The following is a 10601-nucleotide window of genomic DNA, read 5'->3' on the forward strand; positions in this document are numbered from 1 at the left end:
CTGGATGGGAGTCGCTCTCGCGGCATCTCTGCCGTTGCGCGGTTTCCAGACGTCAAACTTACAGCCAGGAGTGGACATGCACCTTCAGATACTTCGTCGATCCGCCGCGACCGCGGCGGCATTGATTGCTGGCGTCGCCACCGCCCAGCAGCCTCCGGTCGTGCAAGGCCCCGAGTCGGTCAACGACTGGTTCAAGGCCGGCCAGCAGTTCATCCACGACAGCAAGTCGGTGCGTGAGTTCAACCGGCCGGCCAAGAACGTGATCCTGTTCGTCGGCGACGGTATGGGCGTCAGTACCGTCACGGCGGCGCGCATCCTGGAGGGCCAGCTCGCCGGCAAACCGGGCGAGGAGAACCGCCTGTCGTTCGAGAACTTCCGCGACTTCCCGTACCTCGCGCTGTCGAAGACCTACTCCTGGGATCAGCAGACATCCGACTCCGCGCCGACGATGACCGCGATGTCGACCGGCTACAAGACCCGCGAGGGCATGCTGTCGGTCAACCACAGCACGGCGCGCGGCGAATGCAACGCCTCGGTGATCGATGCCAACAGCGTCAAGACGGTGTTGGAATACGCGGCCGCGATGGGCAAGTCGACGGGCATCGTCTCGACGGCACGCATCACACACGCCACGCCCGCGGCGCTGTACGCGCACACCGCCGTGCGCGATTGGGAGGCCGACGCGAACCTGCCGCTGACCGACGTCAACACGGGCGCAACGTGCCGTGGATCCGCCTCTGCGGTCAAGGACATCGCGCGCCAGCTGATCGAGCTGTCGCCTACCGTCCGCTCCAGCCTCAAGGTCGCCCTCGGCGGCGGCCGCACCTACTTTCTCCCGAACACGGTGACTGACCCCGAGTATCCGACGCAGAAGGGGCGTCGCGCCGATGGCCGCAACCTCGCCGCCGAGTGGGTCGGCACGCGCGGCACGATGGGCGCAGCAGCCTACGCATGGAACAAGGCGCAGTTCGACGCCTTCGAGCCCGCCTACGGCAGCTATTTGCTGGGCCTGTTCGAGCCGTCGCATGTGCAGTTCGAAGCCGACCGCGCGCGCGACCCGGCCGGCGAACCGTCGTTGACCGAGATGACCGACAAGGCGCTGCGCATGCTCACCAAGGATCATCACGGGTTCTTCCTGCATGTCGAAGCGGGCCGCATCGACCATGCGCACCACGGCGGCAACGCGAAGCGGGCGCTGCTCGAAACCGTCGAGTTCTCCAAGACGATCCGACGCACGCTCGAGATTCTGAAGGCGACGGGCCAGCTCGACGACACGCTCATCATCGTGACGGCCGATCACAGCCACACCTTCACGATCGCCGGCTACCCGAGCCGGGGCAACAACATCCTCGGATTGGTGCGCGAGGTTCCTGAGCGCGATGGTGCCCCGCTGGCCAACGCCTCCGATGCGAACGGCCTGCCGTACACGACGCTGGGCTACATCAACGGCCCCGGCTACCGGAGCGGCGCCCGCCCGAACCTGACAAGCGTCGACACGACCGACCTCAACTTCTTGCAGGAAGCCGCCGTGCCGACGGGCTCCGAGACGCATGCTGGCGAGGACGTGCCGATCTATGCCCGCGGCCCCAAGGCGCACCTCGTGGGCGGATCGATGGAACAGAACTGGATCTTCCACGTGATGATGGAAGCGCTACGCAACGGTGGGCATCACCGTGGTCGGGACCGAGATTGATCGATGCGCGAACCTCGGCCGACCGGGCTCGTACCGCCCGACCGGCCGCAATCTCAGCGACCAGTCTTCCCGCTTGAAAAGATGAACAGCACGACGATGATGGGCTGTGCTGCGGCGGCGTTCATGGCGCTGCTGGGTTCGTTTCAGCCATTCGCTGTTGCCGCCCACGAAGTACAGCGCGCTCCGACGGGTGTTGCCGCGGCCACGCCGCGAACGATCCTGTGGCGTGACCCGCAGCCGGTGATCGCCGCGCGCTACGAGGTGCAGGTGCTGCCTGCGAAGGGCTCCGCGAAGGCGACACGAACGCATACCTGGTACTTCTTCCGCGATGCGCAACGTGTCGCCGTGATCAAGGGCGACATCGAGGAAGCCTGGCATCGCGACGCGCAGGACCGCGTTCGCTTCGAGCGGACCTTCCACGACGAGCAGCGTGTCGTGGAGTACAGCACCGGGGAACTGGCCACGCTCGGCGTGGCCACCGATTGGCAGCCGATCGCCACCTTCATCGATGCTCGTGAACTGGCGCTTCTCAAGCCGATGGCCACTCGCGGGAGCGACTTGTGCGCCGCGCCGGTTTTGGTAGGCAAGGTAGGCGCAGCCACGCTGCGCGTGCATTGGATGCCGGATCTGCAGCTGCCCGCGCTCGCCGAGCGCCGGGAGGCCGACGGCAGCCGTGTGCGACTCGTCCTCAAGCAGTCCGCCTCGCGGGCCCCCGCCGAGTGGCCGCAACCCGGCGTTCGCGGGGCGGACTACCTGCGCATCGATGCCGCGGACTTCGGCGACATGGCGCAGGACACGACGGTTCGCAAGGCCGAGGCGATGGACGCCAGTATCGGTTGGCGCAGCTCGCAGCACCGCCACTGACGCCCGCTCGGGAACGTGCCCCCAAGAAGCATCAAGGCCCGAACAGCCACGTCGCTACGGCCGAGTTCGAACAGCTGAGCATGACTCTGCGAATCACGCCATTGTTCAGGGCGTACTAGCCTTCTTGAGCTCCTGCTCGACGAGCGCCTTCAACTGCGCCTCGCTGAACTCACGCAGCGGCATGCCGTTGACGAAGAAGCCGGGGGTCCGGTCGACCTTCAGCGCTTGCATGTCGGCAACGTCCTGCCGCAACACCTGGGCCACGGCCGGGCCGTCGGCATCCGCCCTGGCCTTTGCCATGTCGAGCCCGATGTCACCGATGAGGTCCCAGATCATCTGCGGCTGCGGGCGATCATGCGCGGCCCACTGCGGCTGCGCGGCCAGGGCACGCTCGAGCGCCTCCCAGTACTTGCCCTGCTGCCGCGCCGCCTCGAGGATCTTGACTGCCGTGTCCGACCCGTGGTGCAGCGGTGCATAACGCACCACCAGCCTGACCTGGCCGAAGCTCGCGTTGACCATGCGCTTGACGATTGGATAGAAGGCCCGGCAGGTCTCGCAGGACGGGTCGAAGAACTCGACGATCGTCACCTTGGCCGCCGGATTGCCGAAGACGGGCGAGTGCGGCCTGACCAGCGCATCGCTGTGGGTCTGCGCCGCCTGCTTCACTTCCTGGTTCGAGCGGTTCGTGAAGACCACGACGCCCGCCACGAAAGCCAGAACCACCGCCGCGACAGTGCCCAGCACGATCCATTTCCTGCTCATGTTCTTGCCCTCGCTCTTGCCACCCACAACGTAACCAGGATTCCCGTGAACGCCGCCAGCGACAGCAAAGGAATCGGCACCACGCCGGCCACCTGGACGTCGGCGTCGGCGCAGGACGATCCCTTGCCGCACGGCACCAGCCCTTCGGACACCACGCTCCAGAAGACCAGCAGGTGGTAGGCGGCGATCCCCCATCCCACGCCGGCCAGCGGCAGTGCGTAGCGAACGCAGCGCGCATCCGACGCGAACAGGCCCATGCCGAGCACTAGCACCAGCGGGAACATCGCGATGCGCTGGTACCAGCACAGTACGCACGGCGTCTTGCCCATCACCTCGCCCAGGAACAACGCGCCGGCCGTGGCCAGCAGCGCCAGCAGCCAGGCCAGGAACAGCGGCGTCCAGAACGCGGCGTTCCGGCTGTTGCCATGCCGGGCAACCGGCTGTTCTTCGCTCATCGTGTCGGTGGCGCGAAGCCAGCCGTCGCGTTCACCTCGACCTTCGACACGCTGCCGTCGGCCGCCGTGAACGAGAGCGTCAGGGGCACGCGCTCGCCCGCCTTGAGCTGCTTCTTCAAGTCCATCATCATGACGTGCAGGCCGCCCGACTTCAGCTCGACGGTCTGGCCGGCCTTCAAGGGCACGCGATCGGCGGGCCGCATCCGCATGATGTCCTTGTCCAGCCACATCTCGTGCACTTCGACGATGTCGGCGACCGGCGAACTGGCGCCCGTCAGCACGACGTCCTTCTGGGATGTCAGCCGCATGAAGGCGCCGGTGGCCGACTGGTTCGGCACGGTGGCGCGCGCCCACGCGCCATCGACGGTCACCTGCGCATGTACCGCCGACGCCGCACCCGCAGCCAGCAGCGCGGCGAGGCAGCGGGACAACACACGCTTCGGAAGAAGAAAGCTCATCTCGACATTCTCGCCCCGGGATCCGTTGCTGGCGCTTGCGGACTCACGTCGCACCTCCTCGGCCGGCTTCGCGCGAATCGGCCCTTGGCCGGAACGAGGCCAGCACGAGCAGCACCGCGCTGCCGACGATGAAGATGTCGGCCAGATTGAAGGCGGGCCAGTGCATGCCGCGCCAATGCAGGTCGAGGTAGTCGACCACCGCGCCGATGCGCAGCCGGTCGACGACATTGCCGAGCGCGCCGCCGATCAGGCCGACGTAGGCGGCCGTTTCGAGTCGGCTGCGAACGCCGCGCCACAGCAGCACGGCGAGCGCCACGCTGACGGCCAGGCCGACCGCGGTGAGCGCGTGGCGCTGCCAGCCGCCCGCGTCGGCGAGGAACGAGAACGACGCGCCGGGGTTGAGGACATGGACAAGATTGAACCAGGCGGTGACGGTGATGCCTTCGCCCAGAGGCAGATTCGCGGCGACCACCCACTTGATGCCCTGATCCAGCACGAGGAGCAAGGCGGCGACGCCCATCAGCAGCCACCAGCGGCCCCGCGACGCGGCGGCCGCCGCGCGTGGTTCGACAAGGCCGACGGATGCGGGAGTCATCGGTCGCGGTCCTCGATCAGCCGCTCGAGATCGGGCGGGATTGCCATCGGCTTGAACGCACTGACGTTCGAACCGCCGGTGTTGCCGACCGGCAGGCGGCCGACCAGATGGCCCACCGGCACCAACGCGATGCGCATCAACTGGCCGGTCACTTCGCGCCGGTCGCCTGCCGCCCAGCCGATCCGAAGCATCTGCCAGTGCACCCGCACATGCGGCACGAAGTCGAGTTGCCCGAGCACATGCGCGCGCTCGAGGGCCGCGAACGCGCTCTTGGCGTCGCCGGCGGACCGGTGCCGGGCAGCCTCGGCCATTGCGGCCTCGAAGGCCTCGATGTGCGGTGATCCTGTCGTTGTCGTCACTTGCCCTCCCCTTTCTTCAACAGCCGCAGGCCGTTCAGCACGACCAGCAGGCTCGCGCCCATGTCGGCAAACACCGCCATCCACATCGACGCGTTGCCGAATACCGCGAGCACCAGGAACACCGCCTTGATGCCCAGCGCCAGCGTGATGTTCTGCCACAGCACGGCATGCGTCGACCGCGACAGCCGCACGGTCTCGGCGATGCGGCGCAGATCGTCGTTCATCACCACCACGTCGGCCGCTTCCATCGCGGTGTCGGTGCCGGCGGCGCCCATCGCCACGCCAATGTCGGCCTGCGCCAGCGCCGGCGCGTCGTTGATGCCGTCACCGGTCATCGCGGTCAGGCCATGTTCTGCCTGCAGCGCCTTGATCGCTTCGAGCTTGTCCTCGGGCAGCAGGTTCCCGCGCGCTACGTCGATCCCGGCCTCGTGCGCAATGGCGGTGGCCGTGGCCTGATTGTCGCCGGTCAGCATCACCGGCGTGATGCCGAGTGCCTTGAGCGATGCCACCGCATCGCGCGACGACGGCTTGATCGTGTCGGCAACAGCGAACAAGGCGACGGGGCCTGCGTCGGAGGCCAGCAGGCTGACGGTGCGACCCGCTTCCTCGTGCGTGCGCAAGGTGGTCTCCAGCGCCGGGGAGCATTGGCCACGCTCCTCGATCAACCGGTGGTTGCCGAGCACGTAGACCGTTCCGTCGATGTCGGCCTGGACACCGCGACCGGCGATGGCCTTGAAGTCCTTCGCTTCGACGCTGTTGGGCCGCAGGCCCGCAGCGATGGCACGGGACACCGGATGGTCGGAGTGCCCTGCCAGCGCCGCGGCGATGTGCTCGGCGGCGGCAGCATCGGTCCCCGGACCGAGCACCTCCCAAGCCACCAGCTTGGGCTTGCCCTCGGTGATCGTGCCGGTCTTGTCCAGCGCGATGGCCTTGAGCTTGCGCGCCTCTTCCAGATAGATCCCGCCCTTGATCAGAATGCCGCGCCGCGCAGCGGCGGCCAGGCCGCTGACGATCGTCACGGGGGTCGAGATCACCAGCGCGCAGGGGCAGGCGATGACCAGCAGCACCAGCGCCTTGTAGACCGCCTGCATCCAGGTCCAGCCGAGCAGCCAGGGGCCGAGCAGCGCCACGGCCAGCGCGATGACGAAGACCGCCGGCGTGTAGACGGCGGCGAAGCGGTCGACGAAGCCCTGCGTGGGCGCGCGCGTGCCCTGCGCCTCTTCCACGGCGTGGATGATGCGCGCGAGCGTCGAGTTCGACGCCAGCGCGTTGACCTCGAACTCGAAGGTGCCGGTCTCGTTGATCGTGCCGGCGAACACTGGATCGCCGACCGCTTTGTCCACCGGGATGCTCTCGCCGGTCACCGGCGCCTGGTTGATGCTGGAACTGCCGGCGGATACCACGCCGTCCATCGGCACGCGCTCGCCGGGCCGCACCCGCGCGACGGCACCCAGCGCCACGGATGCGACCGGCACGGTCGCCCAGCTGCCGTCGGCCTGCCGCACCGAGGCTTCCTCGGGCGCCATGGCCAGCAAGCCCTTGATCGCGTTGCGGGCGCGATCGACAGCACGCGCCTCGATCGCCTCCGCAATGGCGTACAGCGCCATCACCATGGCGGCCTCCGGCCACTGGCCGATGGCGAACGCGCCTGTCACAGCCACGGTCATCAGGGCATTGATGTTCAACCGCCCACGGCGCAGCGCGGTCAGGCCCTTCTTGTAGACGTCGAACCCGGCCAGCCAGATCGCCGCGGCCGCCACGGCGAGCCCCGCGGCCTTCCAGACCTGCGTGTCCGGGGCGAAGAAGCCGAGCACCTCCGCGCCCAAGGCCAGCAGCAGGGCACCACCGAGCCGCCACGCCCCTTCCGATCCGGCGCCGTGCTCATGGTCCTCCGATTCGGTTCCCGCTTCGCTGGTCGAGCCAGCGCCCTTCTCCGACACCGGCTGCGGATCGAATCCGGCCATGCGGATGGCGGCCACGGCCTGTTCGACGGAAGCAAGCGGCGCGTCGATGGCCAGCGTGCGCTGACCGAGCTGAAAGCTCATCGCGCGGATGTCGGCGATGTGCTCGACCGCGCGTCGGATCTCCGACTCCTCGCTGGCACAGTCCATCGTCGGCACGCGGAACCGGGCCCAACCGGCGGGTGCGGCGGCGCCCGGCGGCACTGGCGCGGCGCAGGCGGGCCCGTGGCAGGCGCCGCAGGCGTCGGCGGGCTCGCTGGCGGCAGCGGATTTGGCGTGGGTATGTGTGGTGCTCACGGGTGCGTTCCTTGACTCATGGCCGCCATTGAAAACCCTGAAGTCGGTGTAGAGTCAAGATCCTCGATCCACCACGGAAAAGACGATGCGCATCGGCGACCTGGCCGAATCGACCGGCACGGCGGTCGAGACCATCCGCTTCTACGAGCGCGAGGGCCTGATCCCCGCGGCGCAGCGCGCCGACAACAACTACCGCGTGTACACGGCTGCCCATGCCGAGCGGCTGGCGTTCATCCGCCATTACCGCAACCTGGACATGACGCTGGACGAGATCCGGACGCTGCTGCGGCTGCGCGATGCGCCCTCGCAGGATTGCGGCGAGGTCAACGCACTGCTCGACGAGCACATCGGGCACGTCACCCACCGCATCCACGAACTGCGGACGCTGCAAAAGGAGCTAAAGGCTCTGCGCGCAAGGTGCGGCACGCCGCATGCGATCGAGCAGTGCGGCATCCTCAACGAGCTCGACACCGCGGCCGCCCAGTCGACCTCCGCGTCACCACATCGCCACATCCGCGGTACGCACTGAGCCCCTGCCGCGGCGAACATGACGAAGCTGTCATGTTCCCGTTCAGCGGCTGTTGGAAAGCGGTTTCTACAGTCCCTTTCGATGCCAGCCCAGCGCGCGATCGCGCGCCGGCGGCACCCCTCCCACATCGAAAGGACTGAACATGCAATCGACCCTCCGACTCCGCGCCGCTGCCCTCGTTGCCTTGAGCGTGCTTCCCCTCGCGGGCTTCGCCGCCAACGGCAACACGTTCATGAACGGCCAGTCGATCTACGGGCAGCCGGCGGCGCAGGGTGTGCCGGTGCGTTTCGTCGACCTGGCGTCCACCGACCGGCTCAACGTCGCCTATGGCGAGAGCGTGACCTTCCGCAGCGGCGCCAAGCAGTTTTCGTGGACCTTCGACGGGCTCGACCGCAGGTCCGTCGATGTGAACCAGATCGCACCGGCAGGCTTCGCTGGCACGCCCTTCGTCGTGTACGTCGGCCGCAACCCGTCGAATCGCCGATAAGCAGCGCTACGCAACGCTCAGACCAGTTCCTGCACCAGGCTCGCCATGGTGGGTCGGGCACGCGGAAACTGCTCGCGCACCGCGCTGCGTTCGCTGATGCCCAGCACCAGGCCGACCTGCTCCTCGTCGGCGCCGCGGTCGTACAGGCGCGCCACCACCGTGCGGCGGATCGACAGTGGCGTCGCCCACTCCAGCTCCGCGTAGCGGAACAGCTTGCGGTAGGTCTCGAGGATCGGGCGGCAGAGGCAGCGCCGCCGACCCTCGGCGCCGTACTGCGTGATGCGGAAGCCCTCGCCCGTTGCACTCAGGAACAAGGGTCCGTCCGGATCGAGACCTCGGTAGGCGCCGCCGTCCGCGATGCCATGGCCCCGAGCCACTCGTTCCGCGAGATAGGCGCCATGGGCGCAGCGCTATCTCATGCCGCGCGCCCTCTACTTCCGATCCGATTCGCTCGAAGCGTAGCGCGAGAAGACCGTGGTCGTGCCATCTGCGCCAACCAGGAGCACGTCGTAGGCCTCCCTCTGTTTGCCGTACTTCGGGCCGTCCATGCCAGGCGAACCCACCGGCATGCCGGGCACCGCCAGCCCCACGGCGTCGGTGCGCAGCTTGATGACCCGGTGCACGTCAGCGGCCGGAACGTGGCCTTCGATCACGAAGCCACGCACGACCGCCGTGTGGCATGCGCCCACCGATTCCGGCATCTTCAGCCGCCGACGTGCCTCTTTGTTGCCTTCGTTATGTACCCGCACGACGACGAAGCCGTTCTTCTCCATGTGGTCCAACCAATCCTGGCAGCAATCGCATCGGGCACCCTTCCACACTTGCATTCCGATAGGCGAATCCTGCGCCTGTGTGACTAGCGGCGAGGCCAGGGCCAGCGACAGAACCGAACGTCTCGTCAAAAACACGTTTCGATTGACGCTCATCCGATCCATTTGTCGTCCCTTTCGTGGCGCCCCGGGGCTCGGGCGGTGCTTCTCATCTTACCGATCGAGGTTGGCCTATAGGCGGTCACGGCGCAACAGAAGGTACACGGCCGACGGGCACCAGCACGAACAACAGTGCCAAGGCCGGAGCGACAGCGGCAGAAGACGGCGTCAGGTCCGGTGCCGGCTGCGCCGCTTCGCGTTGGCAGTACTCGGCACAGAGCGCTGGCTGGTCGGGATCCATGCCGGCGCCCGGCGTCATCACTCCTTCCTCGCACGGCATGGGAGCGCTGGCGAGGGCGGCCGCTTCTACCGGACAGGCATAGGCCGCGCGAGCCATCTGCGCGAACAGCTGGCAAGCAGCGGCCAAGGCTGCGGGCCATCGTCGTGTGGATGCCGTCCGCGTCATGTGTCTAGGCTAGCCGATGGCCAGCACAGCGGCTGCTGGTTGCCAACGCCGCGCGGCGGTTGCGGGTCGCTCAGGCGCCCCTTCGAGCTAAACCCACCAGGTACTCCGTCACCACCAACGAGCGTTCGTTCGTCCCCGCCATCGAGCCAGTGGTCAGCCAGCTGCCGTCGACACCGATCGAAGGTGTGCCTTCGATCTTGTACCCAGTGGCCAGCGCGGTGGCTTGCTTCGCTTTGGTGGCAACCGCGAAGGAGTTGAGCGCGTCCAGGAAGCGGGTCCGGTCAACGCCGTTCCTTGCCGCGAAGTCGGCGATCTCCTCGGCTTTCTCCAGGCGCTGGCGCTCAGCGTGAAGGGCCGCGAAAACCTTGCGGTGCAGCTGCTCGACCAGACCGAGCGTTTCGATCGCGAAATACACCTTCTGGTGCATCACGAACGGGACTTCGCGGAAGGCAACCGGTATGCGACGGAACAGCACGTCGGAGGGCAGCTTCTTCTGCCAGGCGTCGATCGCCGGTTCGAATGCGTTGCAGTGCGAGCAACCGTAGGCGAAGAACTCAAGCACCTCGACCTGCTTAGGATCGCGGGTAGGCTGACGCGGCGAGATCGTCACGAAGTGCTTGCCCTCCGTGAATCTCTCCTGCGCAGCGGCGAGCAACGGCGAGGTGGCAAGCGAAGCGGCGGCGATCTTGACGAAATGGCGGCGATCCATGATGAACAACAGAAGTTCGGTGAACCGACATTCTTGAGCCTGCACCAACTACAGAGTCAAGTGCCCCAACATGGACGGACCCTGTCTGACGGGCCCA

General features: G+C 67.4%; 14 protein-coding genes. 4 read left to right on the plus strand and 10 right to left on the minus strand.

Going from position 1 to position 10601, the window contains the following annotated elements; translation table 11 throughout:
• The first annotated feature begins 76 nt into the window (after positions 1–76).
• Both QZV97_RS01535 and QZV97_RS01540 read left to right on the plus strand, forming a co-directional pair.
• A complete protein-coding gene (locus QZV97_RS01535; RefSeq protein ID WP_295637618.1) occupies positions 77–1693 on the plus strand; it encodes an alkaline phosphatase in 1617 nt (538 codons plus the stop codon).
• 81 nt (positions 1694–1774) lie between these two features.
• The gene (locus QZV97_RS01540) at positions 1775–2557 is read left to right on the plus strand and encodes a hypothetical protein (protein ID WP_295637228.1); all 783 of its coding nucleotides are present in this window, start codon (positions 1775–1777) and stop codon (positions 2555–2557) included.
• 105 nt (positions 2558–2662) lie between these two features.
• Here the strand turns inward: QZV97_RS01540 and QZV97_RS01545 are convergent, their stop codons facing one another.
• From QZV97_RS01545 to QZV97_RS01570, 6 genes are all read right to left on the minus strand, one after another.
• Positions 2663–3319, minus strand: a complete 657-nt coding sequence (locus tag QZV97_RS01545; protein WP_295637232.1) for a thioredoxin domain-containing protein — start codon at positions 3317–3319, stop codon at positions 2663–2665.
• Complete coding sequence (locus tag QZV97_RS01550; protein ID WP_295637235.1) at positions 3316–3774, minus strand: disulfide bond formation protein B; 459 nt, start codon at positions 3772–3774, stop codon at positions 3316–3318. The genes QZV97_RS01545 and QZV97_RS01550 overlap by 4 nt, the downstream gene beginning before the upstream one ends.
• Complete coding sequence (locus tag QZV97_RS01555) at positions 3771–4232, minus strand: copper chaperone PCu(A)C (RefSeq protein ID WP_295637238.1); 462 nt, start codon at positions 4230–4232, stop codon at positions 3771–3773. Before QZV97_RS01555 ends, QZV97_RS01550 begins: the two co-directional genes overlap by 4 nt.
• Positions 4233–4275: 43 nt before the next feature.
• Positions 4276–4752: a signal peptidase II gene (gene lspA, locus QZV97_RS01560; protein WP_295637240.1), complete on the minus strand. Its 477-nt coding sequence runs from the start codon at positions 4750–4752 to the stop codon at positions 4276–4278.
• A 71-nt stretch (positions 4753–4823) separates the two neighbouring features.
• The gene (locus tag QZV97_RS01565; RefSeq protein WP_366558872.1) at positions 4824–5270 is read right to left on the minus strand and encodes a DUF3703 domain-containing protein; all 447 of its coding nucleotides are present in this window, start codon (positions 5268–5270) and stop codon (positions 4824–4826) included.
• The gene (locus tag QZV97_RS01570; RefSeq protein ID WP_295637621.1) at positions 5183–7297 is read right to left on the minus strand and encodes a heavy metal translocating P-type ATPase; all 2115 of its coding nucleotides are present in this window, start codon (positions 7295–7297) and stop codon (positions 5183–5185) included. The genes QZV97_RS01565 and QZV97_RS01570 overlap by 88 nt, the downstream gene beginning before the upstream one ends.
• Positions 7298–7529: 232 nt before the next feature.
• Between QZV97_RS01570 and cadR the strand changes: the two genes are divergently transcribed.
• Together cadR and QZV97_RS01580 are read left to right on the plus strand one after the other, a co-directional pair.
• A complete protein-coding gene (gene cadR, locus QZV97_RS01575; protein ID WP_295637244.1) occupies positions 7530–7973 on the plus strand; it encodes a Cd(II)/Pb(II)-responsive transcriptional regulator in 444 nt (147 codons plus the stop codon).
• A gap of 142 nt (positions 7974–8115) precedes the next feature.
• The gene (locus QZV97_RS01580) at positions 8116–8460 is read left to right on the plus strand and encodes a CzcE family metal-binding protein (RefSeq protein WP_295637247.1); all 345 of its coding nucleotides are present in this window, start codon (positions 8116–8118) and stop codon (positions 8458–8460) included.
• Between the two features lie 17 nt (positions 8461–8477).
• Here the strand turns inward: QZV97_RS01580 and QZV97_RS01585 are convergent, their stop codons facing one another.
• From QZV97_RS01585 to QZV97_RS01600, 4 genes are all read right to left on the minus strand, one after another.
• Positions 8478–8774: a hypothetical protein gene (locus QZV97_RS01585; RefSeq protein WP_295637249.1), complete on the minus strand. Its 297-nt coding sequence runs from the start codon at positions 8772–8774 to the stop codon at positions 8478–8480.
• A gap of 117 nt (positions 8775–8891) precedes the next feature.
• Positions 8892–9233 (minus strand): DUF411 domain-containing protein, encoded by a 342-nt coding sequence (locus QZV97_RS01590; RefSeq protein WP_295637251.1) that lies wholly within the window; start codon positions 9231–9233, stop codon positions 8892–8894.
• Positions 9234–9471: 238 nt separating this feature from the next.
• Entirely contained in the window at positions 9472–9648 is a 177-nt protein-coding gene (locus QZV97_RS01595) for a hypothetical protein (RefSeq protein WP_295637253.1), read from the minus strand.
• 217 nt (positions 9649–9865) lie between these two features.
• Positions 9866–10549: a thiol:disulfide interchange protein DsbA/DsbL gene (locus tag QZV97_RS01600; RefSeq protein ID WP_295637624.1), complete on the minus strand. Its 684-nt coding sequence runs from the start codon at positions 10547–10549 to the stop codon at positions 9866–9868.
• Between the last annotated feature and the right edge of the window lie 52 nt (positions 10550–10601).

The organism is uncultured Methylibium sp., assembly GCF_902826655.1.
Taxonomy (GTDB): Bacteria; Pseudomonadota; Gammaproteobacteria; order Burkholderiales; family Burkholderiaceae_C; genus Methylibium.

Excerpts from the sequence above, each read along its gene's own strand:
- lspA (WP_295637240.1), bottom strand. The coding sequence starts at position 4,752 with ATGGGCGTCGCCGCCTTGCTCCTCGTGCTGGATCAGGGCATCAAGTGG.
- QZV97_RS01545 (WP_295637232.1), bottom strand. The coding sequence starts at position 3,319 with ATGAGCAGGAAATGGATCGTGCTGGGCACTGTCGCGGCGGTGGTTCTG.
- QZV97_RS01555 (WP_295637238.1), bottom strand. The coding sequence starts at position 4,232 with ATGAGCTTTCTTCTTCCGAAGCGTGTGTTGTCCCGCTGCCTCGCCGCG.
- QZV97_RS01550 (WP_295637235.1), bottom strand. The coding sequence starts at position 3,774 with ATGAGCGAAGAACAGCCGGTTGCCCGGCATGGCAACAGCCGGAACGCC.
- QZV97_RS01595 (WP_295637253.1), bottom strand. The coding sequence starts at position 9,648 with ATGACGCCGGGCGCCGGCATGGATCCCGACCAGCCAGCGCTCTGTGCC.
- QZV97_RS01580 (WP_295637247.1), top strand. The coding sequence starts at position 8,116 with ATGCAATCGACCCTCCGACTCCGCGCCGCTGCCCTCGTTGCCTTGAGC.
- cadR (WP_295637244.1), top strand. The coding sequence starts at position 7,530 with ATGCGCATCGGCGACCTGGCCGAATCGACCGGCACGGCGGTCGAGACC.
- QZV97_RS01570 (WP_295637621.1), bottom strand. The coding sequence starts at position 7,297 with ATGGACTGTGCCAGCGAGGAGTCGGAGATCCGACGCGCGGTCGAGCAC.
- QZV97_RS01590 (WP_295637251.1), bottom strand. The coding sequence starts at position 9,233 with ATGGAGAAGAACGGCTTCGTCGTCGTGCGGGTACATAACGAAGGCAAC.
- QZV97_RS01540 (WP_295637228.1), top strand. The coding sequence starts at position 1,775 with ATGAACAGCACGACGATGATGGGCTGTGCTGCGGCGGCGTTCATGGCG.
- QZV97_RS01535 (WP_295637618.1), top strand. The coding sequence starts at position 77 with ATGCACCTTCAGATACTTCGTCGATCCGCCGCGACCGCGGCGGCATTG.